This is a genomic window from Pseudomonas sp. ChxA, from assembly GCF_030263855.1.
Classification (GTDB): Bacteria; Pseudomonadota; Gammaproteobacteria; order Pseudomonadales; family Pseudomonadaceae; genus Aquipseudomonas; species Aquipseudomonas fluorescens_CB.
On record NZ_JARPMK010000001.1, the window covers coordinates 5,421,125 to 5,442,180 of the forward strand.

Sequence of the window (21,056 nt, forward strand, 5' to 3'; positions counted from 1 at the left end):
CGGCGTGCAGGAGGCAACTCATGAACACCGCCTTCATCCTGATGGCGCAATACAACGGCAGGGCGATCATCCCGCTGGAACAGGTGTGCAAGGATTACTTCACACACCTAACCACTGATATGTTCCAGCGCAAGGTGTTGGCCGGCCAGATCAAGATCCCGATCACTCGCCTCGAATCGAGCCAGAAAAGCGCGAAGGGAATCCACATCACCGATCTTGCCGCCTACCTCGATCTGCAAAGGGAAGCCGCAGTCAAGGAATGCAACCAGCTCAACGGATACCGCCGAGCCAGTTAACTCACTGCTTGCCCCAGGCGCCCAGCTTCACGGGCGCCTGAATGATTTTTTCTAACCACGGCCATTCGGCATAGTGGTCACCCCTCCCACGTAGATGTGTGTATCTACGCAACGAGTTCCAGTCCCGATGTCCGGAAACACTGGCCACTCGGGGGATATCCCAATCCATTTCAAATAACCGACTCACGCCATCGTGCCGCAGATCGTGGAAGTGGAGATCTTCTATCTCTAGAAACTTGCATGCCTTCGCCCAAGCCGTGGAGATTGATGACGAGTTGTACGGGAAAATTTCCGCACGTTCTTTTGGCATGCTCTGCAGAATTCGCCAGGCTTCATCCGGAAGATTGCACCAGACATCGTTGCCGATTTTCTGGCCGGGGTTCTTCATGTCTCGCACCATCACCCGCTGACGCTCGTCATCGACGTCTACCCATAGAACTCGGCTGATTTCATCCTGCCTACGAGTGGAAAATAACGCGAAACCGATGACCTTAAGCATGTTGATCGAACTGGGGCGGCGCTGCTGCATGCCGACGAAGTACTCCAGCAGCTTATCCAGTTCGTCCTTGGTCGGTCGCCGGTCACGCTCTCGGCTCTTCATGTTGTAGCCCAATTTCCTCAGCACTTTTCGAGCATCCGCCATTGCGTGGGGGTCTACCTCATATCCCCAAGCGGGCCGAGCAATCGACAGGACAGCCCCAAGATGGGCCAGATCATTGCCGGCGGTCTGTGGCTGAACGCCACCGCCCTCTTTGCTCATTCGCCAGAGCGCAAAGTCAACCAACCGCTGGCTGTTGATATCGGAATCAGCGGTTTGGCCAAACTCCGACGCTGCAATGGCATTGAGAGTGGCTTCTTTGGTTTTACCCAACGGTCGAACTTTCTCCATCTCATCCAGATACTGCTTGATCATGTCCTGGACGGTAACACCCTTGCGGTTCGCTCGCTCAATTGCACCAGGTTGATCCAGCTCTGCCTCACGTCGCCGCACCCAGGCTTGAGCAGCCTGTTTCCGGGCGAAGGTCTGGCTCTCTTGGTAGACTTGCGCTCCGTCGCGGAACAGGCGTATTTGTGCCGTGTAGCTGACTGAGCCATCGGTGCGTTTTCGTGCTCTGATCGTTGCCATAGTCGACTGGTACAATTCCAAAAGTTATTGGTACATTGTACCAGCGCTCTCGAAAAAACGCCTGAAAACGCCTAAAAACACACTATAAACACGTTGAGCCAAATGGTACTAAACACCCACTCCAGCCCAGTAAACTCAAGCCCTGCGCTATCTCGGCGGTTCTCCGTTGCCCCCATGATGGATTGGACCGACCGCCACTGCCGGTTCTTCCTGCGCCTGCTCTCCAAGCACGCCCTGCTCTACACCGAGATGGTCACCACTGGCGCGATCCTGCATGGCGACCACGACCGCTTCCTGCGCCACAACGAAGCCGAGCACCCACTCGCGCTGCAACTGGGCGGCAGCGTGCCCGCTGACCTGGCCGCCTGCGCGCGTATGGCTGAGGCTGCCGGTTACGATGAAGTGAACTTGAACGTCGGCTGCCCGAGTGATCGGGTGCAGAACAATATGATCGGCGCGATCTTGATGGCGCACCCGGCGTTGGTGGCAGATTGCGTGAAGGCGATGCGGGATGCGGTGTCGATTCCGGTGACGGTGAAGCACCGTATCGGGATCAATGGGCGCGACAGTTATGCCGAGTTGTGTGATTTCGTTGGGACGGTGAGGGATGCGGGGTGTACCAGTTTTACGGTGCATGCGCGGATTGCGATTCTGGAGGGGTTGTCGCCGAAGGAGAATCGGGATATTCCGCCGTTGCGGTATGACGTGGCGGCGCAGTTGAAGCAGGATTTCCCGGCGTTGGAGATTGTGTTGAATGGCGGGATCAAGACGCTGGAGCAGTGCCAGGAGCATTTGCAGGTGTTTGATGGGGTGATGTTGGGGCGGGAGGCTTATCACAATCCGTATGTGTTGGCGGAGGTGGATCAGCGGTTGTTTGGGAGTGAGGCGCCGGTGGTAAGTCGGGCGCAGGTGTTGGCGTTGTTGCGGCCTTATATTGCGGAGCATTTGGCGAGCGGTGGTGTGATGCATCACATTACTCGGCATGTGTTGGGGTTGGGGACCGGGTTTCCGGGGGCTCGTCGGTTCAGGCAGCTGTTGTCGGTAGATATTCATAAGGCGAGTGATCCGTTGGCGTTGTTGGATCAGGCTGGGGAGTTGTTGGAGGGGCGGTGAGGGGTTGGGTGTCAGTTGGTTTATTTAGAGGCTGACAGGCCGCTTTCGCGAGCAAGCCCGCTCCCACAGTTTTGAGTGCGGGGTGTCAGGGGGTTGGTTGGTGGCTGGGCTGGCGTTATCGCAGGCAAGCCAGCTCCCACAGTTTTGAGTGCAGGGTGTCAGGGGGTTGGTTGGTGGCTGGGCTGGCGTTATCGCAGGCAAGCCAGCTCCCACAGTTTGAGTGCGGGGTGTCAGGGGGTTGGTTGGTGGCTGGGCTGGCGTTATTGCAGGCAAGCCAGCTCCCACCGTTTTGAGTGCGGGGTGTCAGGGGGTTGGGTGGTGGCTGGGCTGGCGTTATCGCAGGCAAGCCAGCTCCCACCGTTTTGGGTGATGGGTGTCAGGGCGTTGGTGGGTGGCTGGGCTGTTGTGGCGAGCAGGCTTGCCCTGCGTTGGGGTGCGTAGCGGCCCTGATAACTATGACCGCGTTCTGAATGAAAAACTCGATCGCCTTACTGGGGCTGCTTCGCAGCCCAACGCAGGGCAAGCCTGCTCGCCACAGGAAGCCAGCTTTCACACGGGAGCTGCGTTGGCTTGGGGAACTTGGGTTGAACCTGTCGGGGGTTTTGGTCTCCTATTTAGCAGTATGGCCGGTGATTCAAACGGCTGTTTTCAGGTTGTCGCCCGCGCAAACGACCGAATGTATTTGCGCCCTTGAGCGCTTGTCGGCGCTCGGGTAATGTCATCAGACCCACAGGACAGAGCACGCCCATGACTTCCAAGCTGGAACAACTCAAGCAATTCACCACTGTCGTAGCCGATACCGGCGATTTTTCTACCCTCGCCAAGCTCAAGCCACAAGACGCCACCACTAACCCTTCCCTGCTGCTCAAGGCGGCGTCGATTCCAGGCTATGCCAAGCTGCTGGATGAGGCTGTGAAGGACTGCAACGGTGACGTGGGCCTGGCCAGTGACCGTTTTGCGGTGGCAGTGGGTCAGGAGATTCTCAAAGTCGTGCCGGGGCGTATTTCCACTGAAGTGGATGCGCGTTTGTCGTTCGATGAAGCCGCGATTCTCAAGCGTGCGCACCGTCTGATCGACCTGTACGACAAAGCCGGCGTAGGCCGTGACCGCGTGCTGATCAAGATCGCCTCCACCTGGGAAGGCATCCGCGCGGCGGAGAAGCTGGAAAAAGAAGGCATTCAGACCAACCTGACGCTGCTGTTCTCGTTTGCCCAGGCCGTGGCCTGCGCCGAAGCCGGTGTGTTCCTGATTTCGCCATTCGTGGGCCGTATCTACGACTGGTACAAGAAGGCCAACGGCAACGACTACACCGGCGCTGAAGACCCAGGTGTTGTGTCGGTAACGCGCATCTACAACTACTACAAGGCCAATGGCTACAAAACCGTAGTGATGGGTGCGAGCTTCCGTAACCTGAGCCAGATTGAAGAGCTGGCCGGCTGTGATCGCCTGACCATCAGCCCGGACCTGCTGGAGAAGCTGGCGGCCGATGAAGGCAAGCTGGAGCGCAAGCTGTCGCCAGGCCATGCCGGTGAAGCACGGGTGCATTTGACTGAAGCGCAGTTCCGTTGGGAGTCCAACGAGGATGCGATGGCGACTGAGAAGCTGGCGGAAGGCATTCGTCAGTTTGCTCGCGACCAGGAGAAGCTGGAGGCGTTGTTGACTGCCAAGCTGTAAGGCAGGCGGCGACAAAAAGGGCGGCACCTGTGAGGGTGCCGCCCTTTTTTGTGTTTCGCCGACTTCAAACCAAACCCAATTTAAACTGTGGGAGCTGGCTTGCCTGCGATAGCGGTGGGTCAGTGATGAATAGGTGGCTGACATACCGCTATCGCAGGCAAGCCAGCTCCCACATTGGATTGGGTTTCAACTGAAGGTCAGTGGCGCTCCAGCGCGTTGACCAGGTCGTGGAAGGCTTCGCGGTTGGACTCGTTCAAGCCCATCAGGATCTTGTGCGCTTCCAGCACCTTGACCCGTACGATTTCTTCGGACTGGTCTTGCGAAGGCAGGTCGGTCAGGCATTCCGGGCACGGGATCGGGCGGTCAACGATGTTGAACACTTGATCAAAGCCCATGGACTGCAACAGACGGGTGATGTCTTCGTGGGTGGTGACCACAGTCGGCAACAGGCCGACCTTCTGCCGAGACAGAATGGACAACTTGGCCAGCAGGCCAAGGGTGGTGCTGTCGATGCTGCGGGTTTCGGTCAGATCGATCACGATCGCTGAGAAGTTCAGCGCGGTGAAGATCCGCTCAATCGTCGCATCCAGCGCCGAACACAAGGTCAGGCGCACTTCACCGACAAACTTCAGGACGAAGGTCCCGTCTTGCTCGGCGAATTGGATTCTTCCGGTACTCATCAAAGATTCCTGCTCAACACCAATAGGGCGATATCATCCGGCATCTCCCCTAGCGTGGCCAATCCAAAAACCTGCCGCAGGCCATCCAGGCTGCCGCCCGCCGACTTGACCTTTTGGGGCAAGGCGGCTTCTTTCTCTTTGAGTGTAGGCTCTGGAAGAAGGTCCAGTATGCCGTCGGACATCAGCGTAAGGCTGAACGTCGGCGGCAGTTCCAGGATGTGGTCTTCGTAGGTGGCTTCGTTAAACAAGCCCACCGGCAGACCACGGCCTTCCAGGTAACGCACACTGTCGGGAGTGTATAAAACCGGCATCGGCAGGTGACCGCCGATGCTGTAGGTCAAAAGACCGGTTTCTTCATCAATAACGCCGCCGACCATCGTCACGTGCTTGCCCAGCTTGCAGCTGATCAGGCCTCGGTTGATGTGGCCCAGCACCTCGGAGGGGGTGAACTCCGGCAAGGTGCCATTGCGCTTGGATTCGAACAACAGCCGTGTGGTCATGAATTTCAACAACACGGTAACAAAAGCAGAAGAAGCGCCGTGGCCGGATACGTCGGCCAGGTAGAACGCCACACGTCGCTCATCGACGCGGAAGTAGTCGACGAAATCACCCGACAGGTACAGCGACGGGATGATCTGGTGCGCAAACTTGAATTCGTCGATGGTCCACGGGCTCACCGGCAGCATGTTCATCTGCACCTGGCGACCGGCGTTCTGGTCTTCCTGGAGCAAATTGAGGCTGGCTTCGAGTTCGCGGTTGGCGGTTTCGAGCTTTTCGCGGTAGCGCTGGTTTTCCAGCAGCAGGCGAGCACGGTCCAGCGCGCGGCGCACCGAGTGCTCCAGCACCGCCAGGTCTTCCAGGGGCTTGATCAGGTAGTCGGCGGCGCCCAGGCGCAGGGCCTCGACAGCATCGTTCATCACGCCGGCACCGGACACAACAATCACTGGCGTCTGCGGCGCACGCTCGGTTACCTGGCGAATAAGCTCCAGGCCGCCCATTTGGGGCATGCGCAGGTCGCAGATCACGAGGTCGGGCTTGTCGCGCTCGAACACCTGGAGACCCTGTTGGCCATTACTGGCCTGCAGGACGCTGAAGCCACTGTCTTCCAAATAGGCCGCGAGGCTCGCGCGCACTACTTCGTCGTCATCGATTATCAGCAGCGTGGCACTGGTTTTTTGCATGTGGGCAAACGGCGCCAGAATTAGGTTGGCGTAGGCGGCTCGGCAATGGCCGGGCTCACGTACTGGATTCGCTTTCTAGCCTCTCTGTCCTACAAAGTACTGGGATTTCTCCCATGCACAACGGTAAAGCAGAGGTGCCCTTCTAAGGCGCAGACGGTACTCCCATCCGTCAGGGGTTTCAAGCTCATGCCGATGGTCGCCGGGCGTCTTTACACCGCAAATCACCGGGAGTTATAAGAACAGTCACCACCACAACACAAAGTAAGGATGGAACCCGTGAGTGAACATGAGCGCGGCTACGACGAAAAACGCGATTTCATCCGCATGCGCGTGGATGCCGACGTGGCGCTGATCCACGCAGGGCAAGAGATTGCCGGGGTTTGCGTGGACCTTTCCAGCTCCGGCATGCAGGTTGAGGCCCCGCGTCAGTTTCAGGTGGGAGACCAACTGACCGTGCGCATCGATTCGGAACACGCCGCCCTCGCCGGCCTGGAAGCGGACACCGAGGTGGTGTGGGCCAAAAACGATGGCGAGCGCCAGCACCTGGGCCTCAAGATCTTGAAAATGCACTGAAAAGCCCGCACAAAAAAGGCGACCTATAAAGGTCGCCTTTTTTCATTTCAAAACGTCACGGCTTAAAAGTCGTCGACGACCTTGCCGTCTTTTACCTTGAACTCACGGTTCTGCAGGTAAGCATTACGGATAAAGGTGTACTTGTCGCCAGTGATCAGCTTCTCGCTGTCGAGCAGGCTGGCACGGGTGTCAACGATGTTCAGGCCGAAGGTGCTGTTGCGCCAGCCGATATCGTTCATGTAGCGGTACGGTTGGGTGTAGCTGTCGACGTATTTGGACGGCGCGTCACGCAGTGTGCTTGGGCCCAGCAGCGGCAGCATCACGTAAGGACCGCTGCCTACGCCCCAGTAGCCGAGGGTCTGGCCGAAGTCTTCATCGCTGCGTTGCAGCCCCATTTTGGTGCCCACATCAACAAAGCCGAGCACGCCGAAGGTGGTGTTCATCAACAGGCGGGCGGTGTCTACACCGGCGGCGTGCGGCTTGAGCTGCAGCACGTTGTTGGCCAGGTTGCCGACATCGCCGATGTTGCGGAAGAAGTTGTGGATGCCGTCTTGCACGAATTGCGGGGTTACAAATTGATAACCCTGGGCAATCGGCTTGAGCGCGTAGGTATCAACGGTGTCGTTGAAGGTGAAGATCGGGCGGTTGACGCTTTCCCATGGATCGTCTTCGGACGCAGCTTGGGCCGCGAAGGGGACGAGCAGGATAGTTGCACACACAGATAGCTGAGCGAAGTACTGGCTCCAGCGCATAGCTTTGGCTCCTTGAATGGTCTGTCATGGGCGCTATGCCCTGAATAAGACCGTCAGTATATGACGGATGGGTGGATTTAGGCAGTAACGCGGAATCGACATACGCAAAATGCACAAAATCCCTACAAATAGGTTAAGTGTCATCCGCTTGTCATGCAGCCCGGATAGCGTCGTAGCTATTTCAGGATAGTTATTTCAGGGAAGTCGAAATGCCTCACGCCGAAATTGCCATAGCCAGCGCCCCCACCTTGACTGCCGTGCTGTTTGGACTGAGTGGCTGCCTGGTGGATTTTGGTTCCCTGGCCCGCACCGACTCGCCCTGCCCCGACTCCCAGGCCACGCCCGGTGCGCTGAAGATTCTGCGCAGCCTCAAGGACCAGGGCGTGCCCTGCGCCTGGCTGGATGAACTGCCCGCTTCTGTCACCACGCCGCTGGCGGCGGCCCTGCCCGCCTGGCTCAAAGCCACGCCACCCGCCTCGATCCGCTGGCCCGCGCCGCACGCTTGCTGGCAAGCCTTGATGGCACTGAATATCGAACGCCTCGAAGGCTGTGTGCTGGTCAGCGGCGAGCCGCGTTTGCTGCAATCGGGCCTGAATGCCGGGTTGTGGACCATCGGCCTGGCGTCCTGCGGCTCGCTGTGCGGCCTGTCGCCGGAACAATGGCAGGCGCTGACCGAGCAGCAACGCGAGCACAAGCGCGGCAAAGCCACGGTGGCGCTGTATGGGCTGGGCGTGCATTCGGTGATCGATCACCTTGGCGAGCTGGGCACGTGCCTGGCGGATATCAGCCTGCGCCAGCTTAAAGGCGAGAAGCCCTGATAGAGATCATGCACTTAAGGCGCCGGTGGATTAATCTACAGGTCAGCCCGTAGACCTTTCACGGCGTGCCGCGGTCTATGCCAGTGCCTATCGATAAAAGGAAGAACGTCATGCCTGACCGCATAAAGCTTGAAGAACAGGTCAACATCCTGCGCGGGCAGTTGGAACAGCAACCGCCGCTGTCGGAAGAAAAACGTGAAGCGCTGGAAGCCCTGATTGCCAAGTTCGAATTACAACTCGAGCTTGAACCGGCCACCCAAACACCCAGTATTTCCGATGATGTGAATCAAGCAGCCATAGAGTTCGATGCTGAACACCCGGTCATTTCCGGGACATTGCGCAATATCATGATCACCTTGGGCAATATCGGGATCTAATACGATCCACGCCCAACACAGAACCAACTGTGGGAGCTGGCTTGCCTGCGATGACGGTGTATCAGTCACCCGATGTATGACTGATGGGCCGCTATCGCAGGCAAGCCAGCTCCCACATTTAGTTTTAGGTGATGCTTACTGACGGGCCAGGCGCACGTTCTGGAACTGCACATTCTCAGTGCTGCGATACGGGTTGATATCCAACCCACCGCGCCGCACATAGCGCGCATACACCGTCAACTTCTCTGGCTTGAGCAACCGCTGCAAGTCCAGAAAGATCCGTTCCACGCACTGCTCATGAAAGTCCGAGTGTTGGCGGAAGCTCACGATATATTCCAGCAAACTGGCGTGATCCAGCGCGTGGCCACGGTACTCCACCACCACGCTGCCCCAATCCGGCTGGCTGGTGACCGGGCAGTTGGATTTGAGCAGGTGGCTGTGCACGCTCTCCTCGATAATGCGCGAGTCGTCGCAACGCAGCAGTTCCGGGCGCGGGTGCTCGTAGTTGCTGACGCTGATGTCCAGCTCGTCAATGCACGCGCCCGGCAACGCCATCACACCTTCGGCCTCAATCTCGGCCAGGCTGCGGATGCGCACGCTCACAGGCAGGCCGGCGGCGGCGCTGAGGTCGGTGCGCAAGGTGGCTTCCAGGCTTTGCGTATCGGCAAATGCGGTCTGGTTCAGCGAGTTGAGGTACAACTTGAAAGACTTGGACTCGATGATGTTCGGCGACTCGGCCGGGATGCTGAATTCACCGATGGCCACCACCGGCTTGCCGGATGGCAGCAGCCACGACAGTTCGAAGCAGTTCCAGAAATCCACGCCCTTATAAGGCAGGGTTTCGGCAGTCAGCCCCAGCTCGGCCCATTTGGCGGCGCGAGGGATCGGGAACAGCAACGACGGCGTGTAGGTAGAGATGTATTCACTGGACTTGCCCAGCGGCGAATGTTCGGCTGCGGGATGCATGGCGGAAACCTGGCTAAATAAACCGCGCCAGTCTACCAGCCTTTGCTCCCGCCCTTAAGAATCGCCTCACTCAACGGTCAGCTTGCCGACCATGCCCGCCTGGTAATGCCCCGGAATGTTGCAGGCAAACTCAAGACCGGTGGCCTTGGTGAAGGTCCAGGTCAGCTCGGCGGTCTTGCCCGGCTCGACCAGCACGCTGTTGGGGTCGTCATGCTTCATGCCGCCCATGTCGCCATGCCCCATGGCGGCGTGGTCCATCTTGCCCATACCGGTGGCCGTGAGCATGCCGCTGGCTTGCATCTTGAGCATTTCTTTCTGGTGTTCGGCGTGCATCGCCGCATCGCCCAGGTTGAATTCGTGCAGTAACTGGCCTTTGTTGACCAGCACAAAGCGCACGGTCTCACCGGCTTTTACATCCAGAGCCTTGGGCGAAAAGGCAATGTCCTGCAGGGTGACTTCCACGGTGCGCGTGGCTTTATCGGCCGGTGCCGGGTGGCCAAACGCGTAGGTGTGGGCCTCATCGGCCATTGCATTAACGCTCAATGCCAGCAAACAGCCCGCCAATAACAGTGGTGTACGCAACGCCATGACGCTTCTCCAAAAAAGTGTGTCCAGCTTGCTCAGCACTTTAAGATGGCCCCGCTGCCAGCCAGCTGACTGCTAGATTACAACTTTGTCAGGTTGCGCCCTTACGCTGACCCCCACGGTATAAAGCCCATCGTCACCTGTTGCCACGAGTTGCCCATGAAACTGCTGATCGTTGAAGACCAACCGAAAACCGGCCACTACCTGCGCCAAGGCTTGGCCGAGGCAGGTTTTACCACTGAACTGGTGGCTGACGGCACCACTGGCCAGCACCTGGCGTTGACCGGCGACTACGACCTGTTGATTCTCGATGTGATGCTGCCCGGCCGCGACGGCTGGCAAATTCTGCAATCAGTGCGCAGTGCCGGCCTGGAAATCCCGGTGTTGTTCCTCACCGCCCGCGACGCCGTGGAAGACCGCGTGCATGGCCTGGAACTGGGCGCCGACGATTATCTGGTCAAGCCTTTCGCCTTTTCCGAACTGCTGGCGCGAGTGCGCAGCCTGCTACGCCGTGGCAGCAGCACACCGCAGGAAACCGCGCTGCAATTGGCCGATCTGCGCCTGGACCTGATCCGCCGCCGCGTCGAGCGCGACGGCCAGCGCATCGACCTCACCGCCAAGGAGTTCGCCCTGCTCGAACTGCTGCTGCGCCGCCAGGGCGAAGTGCTGCCCAAGAGCTTGATTGCCTCGCAGGTGTGGGACATGAATTTCGACAGCGACACCAATATCATCGAAGTGGCGATTCGCCGTCTGCGCCTTAAAGTCGATGACAACTTCCCCACCAAGCTGATCCACACCGTGCGCGGCATGGGTTATGTGCTGGAGGAGCGGTGCAATTGATCCCACGCCTGTCCCTGGCCAGCCGTCTGGCGCTGTTATTTGCTGGCTGTACGGCGGTGGTCTCGCTCATCGCTGGCGTATTGTTCAACCATGCCAGCGAAGCGCACTTTATCGAACTGGACCAACAGCAACTCGACGGCAAACTGCTCGCGCTGCGCAGCACCTTGCAGGGTGTCGACTCACTGGCGGCCTTCACCCAACGAGAAGCGCAACTGCGTGCCGAACTCAGCCGCCAGCCGGATCTTGCCTTGCGCATCAGCGCCGCCGGCCAACGCTGGTTTGATGGCGCGCCGAGCGTCACGCTGCCCGCAGCGCCCGGCTTGCACAGCCTGCAAAACGCGGGCACCGACTACCGTGTGTACAACGCGCCGTTGCTGGCGGGCCAAGCCGGTTCGCCGCAACTGTCGCTGATCCTCGACATCACGCACCACCAGCACTTTCTGCAACGCATGCAACGGTTGATCTGGCTCACGGTCGGCCTGTCCGCCCTGGCCACCGCGCTGCTCGGTGCGTGGGCTGCGCGCAGCGGGCTGCGGCCGTTGCGGCGCATGAGCGAAGTGGCGGCAGGCGTGTCGGCCCATTCCCTGACCCAACGCTTGCCCCAGGCGCAAATGCCGCTGGAGTTGGCCGAACTCGCCCAGGCGTTTAACGCGATGCTGGGGCGGCTCGACGACTCGTTCCAGCGTTTGTCGGCGTTCTCTGCCGACATCGCGCATGAACTGCGCACGCCACTGTCGAACCTGCTGACCCACACCCAGGTGATCCTCACCCAGCCACGCCCGCTGGAGGACTACCGCGAGACGTTGCACAGCAACCTGGAGGAGTTGCAGTGGATGGCGCAGTTGGTGAATGACATGCTGTACCTGGCCAAAGCCGACCATGGCCTGCTGATGCCCAAACGCGAAGCGCTGGCGCTGCACGATGAAGTGGAGGCGTTGCTGGAGTTTTTTGCGCTGTTGGCCGAAGACGCGCAGGTCAAGCTGGTGTGCGAGGGCACGGCTCAAACGGCGGGTGATCGCGGTATGTTGCGCCGGGCCGTGTCGAACTTGCTGGATAACGCGCTGCGATTTACCCCAGTGGGTGGCGAGGTGCGAGTGCGGATTATGGAAAGCGCACAGGCTGTGACGCTGACTGTCGCCAATACCGGGGAAGGTATCCCTGCGGCTTTGTTACCTAAATTGTTTGATCGGTTCTATCGGGCGGACCCGGCGCGCCGTGAAGGCAGCAGTGAGCATGCGGGGCTGGGGTTGGCGATTACCCAGTCGATTGTGCGGGCGCATGGGGGGAGGATTTATTGTGAGTCTGAAGCCGGGTGGACCAGGTTTGTGATTGAGTTGCCCAAGGGGGATTGATGCAAGCTGGGCCGGCCCTATCGCAGGCAAGCCAGCTCCCACATTCGAATGTATTCACACATCAAAATGTGGGAGCTGGCTTGCCTGCGATAGCGGTCTTAGAGTTTACGAATACCTGAGGGCATGCGCCGGCTCAATCTTCGCCGCTCGATACGCCGGGTAAATCGTCGCCATAAAGCTCAATACAAACCCGGCCGTGCAAATCAACAGCACATCGCCGCCTTGCAGCTCGGAAGGCAGGTTGCTGACGAAGTACACGTCCGAACTGAAGATATGCTGCCCGGTCACGCGCTCCAGCCAGCCCACCAGTTCACTCACGTTCAGCGCCGCAATCACGCCCAGCACGCCGCCGATCAAGGTTCCGACGATACCAATCACCGTGCCCTGCACCATGAAGATCGCCATGATCTGCCGTGGCGTGGCGCCGATGGTGCGCAAAATCGCGATGTCCGCGCCTTTGTCGTTCACCACCATGATCAGCGTGGCGATGATGTTAAACGCAGCGACGGCGACGATCATCAGCAACAGCAGGCCGATCATGGTCTTTTCCATCTTCATTGCGCTGAACAGGCTGCCCTGGGTATGGGTCCAGTCATCCGGCTTGTAGTCGGCGCCCAAGCTCGCGGCAATGTCCGCCGAAACCTTGGGTGCTGCGTACAAATCCTTCACCGCCAGGCGCACGCTTTGTACCTGGTTCGGCTGCCAATGCTGGATCTCGGCGGCGTCGGCCATGTTGATCAGGGCCATGGAGCCATCCAGCTCGGCGCCCACCTTGAAGATACCGACCACGTTCAAGCGCTGCATGCGCGGGGTGATGCCACCCGGTGCGGCCGTGCTGATTTCCGGCACGATCAGGGTCAGCTTGTCGCCGACGTTCAGGCGAAAGCGCCGTGCGGTGATATCGCCGATCACTACGCCGAACTCGCCGGCCTTCAGGTCTTCGAGCTTGCCGCGCACGATATGCTGGGCCACGATCGACACCTTGCCTTCCTGGGCCGGGTCAACGCCGCTGATCTCGATCGGCTGCATCGCGCCCTTGTAGGAGAACATGCCGTCCATCTGTGTGAACGGCACCGCAGCCGTGACCTCGGGGTTCTTCAACGCGGCGGCGGCCACGGGCTGCCAGTTATCAATCGGGTTCACACCGACAATGGTGGCGTGGGGCACCATGCCGAGGATGCGCGTGCTCATTTCACGCTGGAAGCCGTTCATTACCGACAGCACCACGATCATCGCCAGCACGCCCAGGGCGAGGCCGATCATCGAGGTCATCGAGATAAACGAGACAAAACGGTTGCGGCGCTTGGCGCGGGTATAGCGCGTGCCGATAAAAATCGATAACGGTCTGAACATTCGCGGGCACCGTTTAAAAAAATGAAAAAGCCTGGCTAAAAAAAGCCAGGCTTGAAACGGGTCAGATGGCGACCAGATGACCTTCCTGCAGGTGCAACACGCGGTCCATCTGGCGGGCCATGCTCATGTCATGGGTCACCACCAGGAACGCGGTGCGCATCTGGGTGCTCAGTTCCAGCATCAAGTCCTTGATGCCTTGTGCGGTGTGCGAGTCGAGGTTGCCGGTCGGCTCATCGAGCATCACCAGGCCCGGGTTGTTCACCAGGGCACGGGCGATGGCCACACGCTGGCGCTCGCCGCCGGACAGCTCAGCCGGTTTGTGCTCCAGGCGATGGCCAAGGCCAACGCGCTCCAGTAACGCCTTGGCGCGCTGGCACGCTTCGGGGATCGCGGTCTTGCCGATCAGCAGCGGCATGCACACGTTTTCCAGTGCGGTGAATTCCGGCAGCAGGTGGTGGAACTGGTACACAAAACCGAGCGAACGGTTGCGCAGTTGGCCGCGGGCTTTTTCACCGAGTGCCGACAGCTCTTCACCGGCCAGCCACACGCTGCCCTCGGAAGGTGTATCCAGGCCGCCCAACAGGTTGAGCAAGGTACTTTTGCCGGAACCGGAACTGCCGACGATCGCCACGCGCTCGCCCGGGTGCAGTTCCAGCTGCAGGTTGGACAACACCACCACCGATTCCGGGCCTTCCTCGTAGGATTTGCCCAGGTTGCGGCAGCTCAAAATAGCTTTTTCACTCATGCCCGATTCACTCATAACGTAAGGCCTGTGCTGGCTGGGTGCGTGCCGCGCGCCAGGCTGGGTACAGGGTGGCAAGGAAACTCAAGAGCAACGCGGCGCCGCCCACCATCAATACGTCCTGGGCCTGAACCTGGGACGGCAAGTAGTCGATAAAGTAGACGTCAGCGTTGAGAAACTTGTGGCCAATGACTTTTTCCAGCGCGGCAATGGCAGCGCTGACGTTCAGCGCGGCCAGAATGCCAACGCCGGTGCCGATCAAGGTGCCGACCACGCCGATCACGGTGCCCTGCACCATGAAGATCGCCATGATCTGCCCCGGCGTGGCGCCAAGGGTACGCAGGATGGCGATATCGCCCTTCTTGTCGTTCACCACCATCACCAGGGTAGAGATGATGTTGAACGCGGCCACGGCGACGATCAGCAGCAACAGCAGGCCGATCATGGCTTTTTCCATGCGGATGGCCTGGTAGAGGTTGCCGTGGGTACGGGTCCAGTCGCGGGCGTAGTACTGCGAGTCGCCCAGGTGCTGGGCGATTTCCCAGGCGCCGCGCGGCGCATCGAACAGGTCGTTGAACTTGAGGCGCAGGCCCTGCACTTGGTCCGGCTGCCAGCGATGCAGGCGCGCCAGGTCGGTGAGGTTGGTGAGCCCCAAATAGCCGTCGATTTCGCCGGCGCCGACGTGGAAGGTGCCGACCACGGTAAAACGCTTCATGCGCGGGAACATGCCGGCTGGGGTAACAGTGACTTCCGGCGCGACGAAGGTCAGCTTGTCGCCGATGCCCACGCCGAGCTTGGCTGCGGCCTTGTCGCCGATCACGATGCCGAAGCTGCCGGGCGCCAGGTCGTCGAGTTTGCCCTGCAACATGAACTTGTCGATGATCGACACGTTACGTTCCTGGGCCGGGTCAACGCCATTGAGCAGGATCTTCTGCACCTTGCCGTCGTTGGTCAGCAGCCCCTGCATCTGGGTAAACGGCGCAACGGCCACTACCTTGGGGTTCTGCTTGACCTTGGCGGCCAGGCTTTGCCAGTCGTTGATGGGTTCATCGGACTCGATGGTCGCGTGGGGCACCATGCCCAGCACGCGAGTGCGCATCTCATGATCGAAGCCGTTCATCACCGACAGCACCACGATCATCACGACCACGCCCAAGGCGAGCCCGATCATCGAGGTCAGGGAAATGAACGACACAAAATGATTGCGGCGCTTTGCACGGGTATAACGCGTGCCGATAAATACGAAGAGAGGTCTGAACATGTCGGGGCTTGTTCGGAGGAAAAGAAGACGTCCCGGTGGCGGGGTCAGGTAAGCAGCTTTACACTCAGACCATTACCGCTACTTTGGGTTCGCCATGTCGACATTAGATGAAGAAGAACGCCGCGAATACTACCGTATCGACGACATGATCGCACTTCAAATCAGCACACTGTCTGCCCCGGAAGCGGCGAGCAAGGAAGTGTTGCTGGATGATTCCCCACTGTTCAATCTGCTCAGCGAACTGCACCTCAGCGAATTCGAAGCCCAGCACCTGCTGCGCCAGATCAGCGAGAAAGATCGCAGCCTGGCGGCCTTTCTCAAAGTCCAGAACAAACGCGTGGATCTGCTCAGCCAGATCATGGCCCGTGGCCTGCTGGATGAGGTCGGCGCGCCGCAGCCGGTAATCATCTCCGAGGGCGGCATCGACTTCCAGCACCCCACGCCGCTGGCGCCCGGCGCGCATCTGGCGGTCAAGCTGGTGCTGATGCCCCAAGCGCTCGGCCTGTTGCTGCGCGCGCGCGTCACCCATTGCGACCCCAAGGGCGATGGTTTTGACGTGGGCACAGAGTTCGAATCCATGACCGACGCCCAACGCCAGTTGCTGGCGCGCTATATCCTGCAGAAACAGGCCCAGGAACGCCGGCTGGCGCGGGAACAAAGCGACGACATCTGAATACGTATTGACTACGCCAGGCTACCTGGCGCAAAGGAGCAACTGTGACCCTGATTTACGGCCACCGCGGTGCCAAAGGCGAAGCACCGGAAAACACCCTGACCAGCTTTCAGGAATGCCTCAAGCACGGTGTACGCCGTTGCGAACTGGACCTGCACCTGTCCATGGACGGCGAGTTGATGGTGATCCACGACCCGACCCTCAAACGCACCGCCGACCGGCGCGGCAAGGTCGTCGAATACTCGGCGGCGGACCTGGTGAAGATGGACGCGCGCAAAGGTGGCCCAGGCTGGGTCAAGCCGTGCCCGATTCCGCGCCTGGAAGAACTGTTCGAACAGTGCGACTTCGATCACTGGCAGTTGGAAGTCAAAAGTGCCTCGCGCACCCGTGCCGCGACCACCGTGTTGGCGATCCGCGAGATGGCCGTGCGCCATGGCCTGATGGACAAGGTCACCGTGACCTCAAGTTCGCGGGAAGTATTGAAAGCCGCGGTGGAACTCACCCCGGACCTGTCACGCGGCCTGGTGGCCGAATACGCCTGGCTCGACCCGTTGAAGGTCGCGCAGAACTACGGCTGTGAGTACCTTGCATTGAACTGGACGCTGTGCACCCCCGAGCGTCTGGAAAAAGCCCAGCGCCAGGGTTTGCACGTGTCCGTGTGGACGGTCAACGAACCTGCGCTGATGCGCAGGCTCGCCGACTTCGGCGTAGATAGCCTGATTACAGACTTTCCCGGTTTGGCCACTGCCACCCTCGAGAATTACTGAAATCGGTCTCCCCGGCCGGCTCAGGCCACCGGCCGGAGCCGCTCAAAAAAGCCGGTTGAGGCCGTCGTAGGCCGCTACCCGATAGGCTTCGGCCATGGTCGGGTAGTTGAACGTGGTGTTCACAAAATACTTGAGGGTATTTTGCTCACCCGGCTGGTTCATGATCGCCTGGCCGATGTGCACGATCTCCGAGGCCTGGTAGCCGAAGCAATGCACGCCGAGAACCTCGAGGGTTTCACGGTGGAACAGAATCTTCAGCATGCCTTGCGGCTCACCGGCGATCTGCGCACGCGCCATGCTCTTGAAGAATGCCTTGCCGACTTCATAAGGCACCTTGGCCTTGGTCAGTTCGTGCTCGTTCTTGCCGATCGAGCTGATCTCGGGAATCGTGTAGATCCCGGTCGGCACGTCGTTCACATAGCGCCAGCTGCCATTGTCGACAATGCTGCCGGCCGCCGAACGGCCCTGGTCATGCGCAGCACTGGCCAGGCTCGGCCAGCCGATCACGTCACCGGCGCCGTAGATGTTCGGTACGCAGGTGCGGTAATTCTCGTCCACTTCGATCTGGCCACGGCTGTTGACCTTGACCCCGATGTTTTCCATGCCCAACTTGTCGGTGTTGCCGGTACGGCCGTTGCACCACAGCAAGGCGTCGGCCTTGATCTTCTTGCCGGACTTGAGGTGCAAGATCACGCCGTTATCCAGGCCTTCGACCCGCTCGTATTCTTCGTTGTGGCGCACGGTGATGTTGTTGTTGCTGAAGTGGTAGCTCAACGCCTGGGAGATTTCCGAGTCGAGGAAGCTCAGTAACTGGTCGCGGTTGTCGACCAGTTCCACCAACACACCCAGGCCGCTGAAGATCGAGGCGTATTCACAGCCGATCACGCCGGCGCCATAGATGATCAGTTTGCGCGGGGTGTGGCCCAGGCTCAGGATGGTGTCGCTATCGTAGATACGCGGGTGGTGGAAATCGATATCCGCCGGGCGATACGGGCGCGAACCGGTGGCGATGATGATGTGCTTGGCCACCAGTTTTTCGACCACGCCGTTGGCGCAGACCACTTCGACGGTTTGCTCGTCGGCGAAACTGCCGGTGCCGAAGAACAGGTCGACGCGGTTACGGGCGTAGTAGCCGGTACGCGACGCGACTTGCTTGGAGATGACTTTCTCGGCGCTTTTAAGCACGTCCGGAAACGAGAACCAGCGCGGCTCACCAATGGCCCGGAACATCGGGTTGGTGTTGAACTGCATGATCTGGCGCACCGAGTGACGCAAGGCCTTGGACGGGATGGTACCCAGGTGGGTGCAGTTACCGCCGACCTGGCGACGGCTATCGACCATCGCCACCTTGCGCCCCGCTTTGGCGGCGTTCATTGCCGCACCTTCTCCAGCCGGGCCGGAACCCAGTACCACTACGTCGTAGTTGTAGACAGCCATGCGTACTCCTCAGAACAGGCCAGGCGTACGGTTGGACGCCTGGCTAAATCATGCCGCGGCCAGCGGGCATGAAGGAAATTTTTGGCTCAAGTGTGTGAGCCGGGGCACAGTCTATATAAGGCTCAACGCCGCGCACATTAACCCTTGGTCGCGTCGTAGGCCAGTCTTGCCTTTACTACAGAAACTGCAAACTGGCATTACACTGCTGACACGCACCTTCGCAGGACGGGCCATTATGCGGCATGTGGTTTTCTGTTTAATGATGATTTTTTCGCTGACGGCACACGCCAGTGAGGCGGATCGGCTCAAGCAAGCCGGTTTTGCTGCGCAAGCGCATGAACTGGCGCTGAAAAACCAGACGGTGCTGGTGTATCTCTGGGCGGATGTCTATGCAGCCGCGCTGTACGCTCCAGCTGATATCAGCGCCAAACAGGCCTGGGACCAGCAAAAGGCTGTGCGCCTGGCGCTGTATTACTTTCGCGACATCGACCGCAACGATGTGATCAAGGCCGCCACCGCCACCCTCGAACGCCAGCAATCCGCTGCAACCCTCGCCCGCCTGAAGCCCGAGCTGGACCAACTGCACGCCAGTTTCCGCAACATTCGTAGCGGCGATCGTTATGCCCTGGATTTTCGCCCTGGGCGCGGGTTGAACCTGGAGATCAATGAGCAGGTGGTGTTCAGCAGTCGCAACGATGAATTGGCGAAAGCCTACCTCGGTATATGGCTGGCGCCAAAAGGCCTGTCGGACAGCCTGCGCAACGCCCTCCTGAACTAATAACCGCCCGCAAAAACACCCAATAACCCTGTGGGAGCTGGCTTGCCTGCGATATAGCGGTGGGTCAGCCACTCATTTGCGAACTGACACACCGCTATCGCAGGCAAGCCAGCTCCCACATTAGATTTTCATCGCCACCGACAACTGCGCATTTAGTCAGCTTGCTATCAATTTTCATTGCCGGTAGTGGCTAATACACATATGGTTACAAAACTGCAGCAAGGACGAGTGATGACCAGGGATCACTAATAAGACAGCCAAAATGAGTGCATGACATGTCCACCACAACGGGCAAAGGCAAAGCGATTTTTCGCGTTGTCAGCGGCAACTTTCTCGAGATGTTCGACTTCATGGTCTATGGCTTCTACGCCACGGCCATTGCCAAAACTTTCTTCCCCAGCGACAGCGCCTTCGCCTCGCTGATGCTGTCGCTTGCAACGTTCGGCGCCGGCTTCCTGATGCGGCCACTGGGCGCAATCTTCCTGGGTGCCTACATCGACCGCCACGGCCGTAAAAAGGGCCTGGTCATCACCTTGGCGTTAATGGCTGCGGGCACCATCCTGATTGCCTGCGTGCCCGGCTACGCCACCTTGGGCGTCGCGGCGCCGTTGCTGGTGCTGTTTGGCCGGTTGCTGCAAGGCTTTTCCGCCGGCGTCGAATTGGGCGGTGTGTCGGTGTACCTGGCGGAAATCGCCACGCCGGGCCGCAAAGGCTTTTTTGTCAGCTGGCAGTCCGCCAGCCAGCAGGCTGCGGTGGTCTTCGCCGGTTTGCTCGGCGTGGGCCTCAACCACTGGCTCAGCCCTGAAGAAATGGGCGACTGGGGCTGGCGCGTGCCGTTCCTGATCGGCTGCCTGATCGTGCCGGTGATCTTCGTGATTCGCCGTTCGCTGGAAGAAACCCCTGAGTTCCAGGCACGTAAACACCGCCCTACCCTGCAGGAAATCGTGCGTTCGATCGGCCAGAACTTCGGCATCGTCATCGCCGGCATGGCGCTGGTAGTGATGACCACCGTGTCGTTCTACCTGATCACCGCCTACACGCCGACCTTCGGCAAGGCCGAACTGCACCTGTCCGACTTCGACGCATTGCTGGTGACGGTGTGCGTGGGCATTTCCAACTTCATCTGGCTGCCAGTGATGGGCGCGGTGTCCGACAAGATCGGGCGCAAACCCTTACTGCTGGCGGCGACGATTCTGGCGATTCTGACGGCGTATCCGGCGCTGTCGTGGTTGGTGGCGAATCCGAGCTTCACTCACCTGCTGATCGTGCTGTTGTGGTTGTCGTTCCTGTATGGCTCCTACAACGGGGCGATGGTGGTGGCGCTTACCGAGATCATGCCGATTGAAGTGCGCACCACCGGGTTCTCGCTGGCTTATAGCCTGGCGACGGCGACCTTTGGTGGGTTTACGCCGGCGGCCTGTACTTATTTGATCCATGTGCTGGATAACAAAGCGGCGCCGGGGATTTGGCTGAGTGGCGCGGCGGTGTTGGGGCTGATTGCGACGTTGGTGCTGTTTAAAGGCAATCGGCATGAACTGCGGACGGCGCAGGCGTCGGTGGTGGGTGGTGCCTGATAGACCGCTATCGCAGGCAAGCCTGCTCCCACATTTGACGGCGTTCACACGTCGAAATGTGGGAGCTGGCTTGCCTGCGATGAGGCCCTGACCTTCACCACAAAACCAACAGACACAAAAAAGCCCCGAACCAGTCGG

General features: G+C 59.5%; 22 protein-coding genes. 12 read left to right on the forward strand and 10 right to left on the reverse strand.

What is annotated here, in order from left to right; translation table 11 throughout:
- Positions 1–20 precede the first annotated feature (20 nt).
- Positions 21–296 (forward strand): pyocin activator PrtN family protein, encoded by a 276-nt coding sequence (locus tag P5706_RS24370; protein WP_150717079.1) that lies wholly within the window; start codon positions 21–23, stop codon positions 294–296.
- Position 297: 1 nt separating this feature from the next.
- Here P5706_RS24370 and P5706_RS24375 read toward each other — a convergent pair whose 3' ends face one another.
- Positions 298–1,422, reverse strand: a complete 1,125-nt coding sequence (locus P5706_RS24375) for a site-specific integrase (RefSeq protein ID WP_285682326.1) — start codon at positions 1,420–1,422, stop codon at positions 298–300.
- Between the two features lie 102 nt (positions 1,423–1,524).
- Between P5706_RS24375 and dusA the strand changes: the two genes are divergently transcribed.
- Positions 1,525–2,535, forward strand: a complete 1,011-nt coding sequence (dusA, locus tag P5706_RS24380; RefSeq protein WP_285682327.1) for a tRNA dihydrouridine(20/20a) synthase DusA — start codon at positions 1,525–1,527, stop codon at positions 2,533–2,535.
- Between the two features lie 747 nt (positions 2,536–3,282).
- Positions 3,283–4,209 carry a transaldolase gene (gene tal, locus P5706_RS24385; protein WP_200430513.1) on the forward strand — a complete coding sequence of 309 codons (927 nt, stop codon included), beginning with the start codon at positions 3,283–3,285 and terminating at the stop codon, positions 4,207–4,209.
- Between the two features lie 197 nt (positions 4,210–4,406).
- On the opposite strand, the gene rssC is transcribed toward tal, so the two are convergent.
- Both rssC and rssB read right to left on the reverse strand, forming a co-directional pair.
- Complete coding sequence (gene rssC, locus P5706_RS24390; RefSeq protein ID WP_010212025.1) at positions 4,407–4,889, reverse strand: anti-sigma factor antagonist RssC; 483 nt, start codon at positions 4,887–4,889, stop codon at positions 4,407–4,409.
- Positions 4,889–6,070, reverse strand: a complete 1,182-nt coding sequence (rssB, locus tag P5706_RS24395) for a two-component system response regulator RssB (RefSeq protein ID WP_110624244.1) — start codon at positions 6,068–6,070, stop codon at positions 4,889–4,891. The genes rssC and rssB overlap by 1 nt, the downstream gene beginning before the upstream one ends.
- A gap of 276 nt (positions 6,071–6,346) precedes the next feature.
- On the opposite strand from rssB, the gene P5706_RS24400 reads away from it, so the two are divergent.
- Positions 6,347–6,643, forward strand: a complete 297-nt coding sequence (locus tag P5706_RS24400; protein ID WP_200430514.1) for a PilZ domain-containing protein — start codon at positions 6,347–6,349, stop codon at positions 6,641–6,643.
- A gap of 62 nt (positions 6,644–6,705) precedes the next feature.
- Here P5706_RS24400 and P5706_RS24405 read toward each other — a convergent pair whose 3' ends face one another.
- Positions 6,706–7,395, reverse strand: coding sequence for an MlaA family lipoprotein (locus P5706_RS24405; RefSeq protein WP_099485621.1), 690 nt, complete (start codon positions 7,393–7,395; stop codon positions 6,706–6,708).
- A gap of 209 nt (positions 7,396–7,604) precedes the next feature.
- Between P5706_RS24405 and pcrP the strand changes: the two genes are divergently transcribed.
- Both pcrP and P5706_RS24415 read left to right on the forward strand, forming a co-directional pair.
- Entirely contained in the window at positions 7,605–8,213 is a 609-nt protein-coding gene (gene pcrP, locus P5706_RS24410) for an HAD superfamily inactivated hydrolase PcrP (RefSeq protein ID WP_200430515.1), read from the forward strand.
- Between the two features lie 110 nt (positions 8,214–8,323).
- Positions 8,324–8,590, forward strand: coding sequence for a DUF4404 family protein (locus tag P5706_RS24415; protein WP_053255059.1), 267 nt, complete (start codon positions 8,324–8,326; stop codon positions 8,588–8,590).
- Between the two features lie 135 nt (positions 8,591–8,725).
- Here the strand turns inward: P5706_RS24415 and queF are convergent, their stop codons facing one another.
- Complete coding sequence (gene queF / locus P5706_RS24420) at positions 8,726–9,556, reverse strand: NADPH-dependent 7-cyano-7-deazaguanine reductase QueF (protein ID WP_285682333.1); 831 nt, start codon at positions 9,554–9,556, stop codon at positions 8,726–8,728.
- Positions 9,557–9,622: 66 nt separating this feature from the next.
- Positions 9,623–10,144, reverse strand: a complete 522-nt coding sequence (gene copI / locus P5706_RS24425; RefSeq protein ID WP_200430518.1) for a copper-resistant cuproprotein CopI — start codon at positions 10,142–10,144, stop codon at positions 9,623–9,625.
- A gap of 156 nt (positions 10,145–10,300) precedes the next feature.
- Here copI and P5706_RS24430 point away from each other — a divergent pair, with 156 nt between their 5' ends.
- Together P5706_RS24430 and P5706_RS24435 are read left to right on the forward strand one after the other, a co-directional pair.
- Complete coding sequence (locus P5706_RS24430) at positions 10,301–10,981, forward strand: heavy metal response regulator transcription factor (protein ID WP_285682335.1); 681 nt, start codon at positions 10,301–10,303, stop codon at positions 10,979–10,981.
- Positions 10,978–12,333, forward strand: a complete 1,356-nt coding sequence (locus P5706_RS24435; RefSeq protein WP_285682826.1) for a heavy metal sensor histidine kinase — start codon at positions 10,978–10,980, stop codon at positions 12,331–12,333. Before P5706_RS24430 ends, P5706_RS24435 begins: the two co-directional genes overlap by 4 nt.
- Before the next feature lie 105 nt (positions 12,334–12,438).
- Here the strand turns inward: P5706_RS24435 and P5706_RS24440 are convergent, their stop codons facing one another.
- The 3 genes from P5706_RS24440 to P5706_RS24450 all read right to left on the reverse strand — a co-directional run bounded on the left by P5706_RS24440 (position 12,439) and on the right by P5706_RS24450 (position 15,689).
- Positions 12,439–13,686: a lipoprotein-releasing ABC transporter permease subunit gene (locus P5706_RS24440; RefSeq protein ID WP_056857275.1), complete on the reverse strand. Its 1,248-nt coding sequence runs from the start codon at positions 13,684–13,686 to the stop codon at positions 12,439–12,441.
- A 61-nt stretch (positions 13,687–13,747) separates the two neighbouring features.
- Positions 13,748–14,431: a lipoprotein-releasing ABC transporter ATP-binding protein LolD gene (gene lolD, locus P5706_RS24445; RefSeq protein WP_285682338.1), complete on the reverse strand. Its 684-nt coding sequence runs from the start codon at positions 14,429–14,431 to the stop codon at positions 13,748–13,750.
- Between the two features lie 7 nt (positions 14,432–14,438).
- Positions 14,439–15,689 carry a lipoprotein-releasing ABC transporter permease subunit gene (locus P5706_RS24450; RefSeq protein ID WP_285682340.1) on the reverse strand — a complete coding sequence of 417 codons (1,251 nt, stop codon included), beginning with the start codon at positions 15,687–15,689 and terminating at the stop codon, positions 14,439–14,441.
- Positions 15,690–15,783: 94 nt separating this feature from the next.
- Here P5706_RS24450 and P5706_RS24455 point away from each other — a divergent pair, with 94 nt between their 5' ends.
- Together P5706_RS24455 and P5706_RS24460 are read left to right on the forward strand one after the other, a co-directional pair.
- Positions 15,784–16,362: a PilZ domain-containing protein gene (locus P5706_RS24455; protein ID WP_200430522.1), complete on the forward strand. Its 579-nt coding sequence runs from the start codon at positions 15,784–15,786 to the stop codon at positions 16,360–16,362.
- A gap of 44 nt (positions 16,363–16,406) precedes the next feature.
- A complete protein-coding gene (locus P5706_RS24460) occupies positions 16,407–17,129 on the forward strand; it encodes a glycerophosphodiester phosphodiesterase (RefSeq protein ID WP_017137433.1) in 723 nt (240 codons plus the stop codon).
- A 42-nt stretch (positions 17,130–17,171) separates the two neighbouring features.
- Here P5706_RS24460 and sthA read toward each other — a convergent pair whose 3' ends face one another.
- On the reverse strand, positions 17,172–18,566 hold the full coding sequence (sthA, locus tag P5706_RS24465) for a Si-specific NAD(P)(+) transhydrogenase (protein ID WP_003189670.1): 1,395 nt from the start codon (positions 18,564–18,566) through the stop codon (positions 17,172–17,174).
- A gap of 235 nt (positions 18,567–18,801) precedes the next feature.
- On the opposite strand from sthA, the gene P5706_RS24470 reads away from it, so the two are divergent.
- Together P5706_RS24470 and P5706_RS24475 are read left to right on the forward strand one after the other, a co-directional pair.
- Positions 18,802–19,344 (forward strand): chalcone isomerase family protein, encoded by a 543-nt coding sequence (locus P5706_RS24470; RefSeq protein WP_285682343.1) that lies wholly within the window; start codon positions 18,802–18,804, stop codon positions 19,342–19,344.
- Positions 19,345–19,619: 275 nt separating this feature from the next.
- On the forward strand, positions 19,620–20,918 hold the full coding sequence (locus tag P5706_RS24475) for an MFS transporter (RefSeq protein WP_177024834.1): 1,299 nt from the start codon (positions 19,620–19,622) through the stop codon (positions 20,916–20,918).
- Positions 20,919–21,056 lie beyond the last annotated feature (138 nt).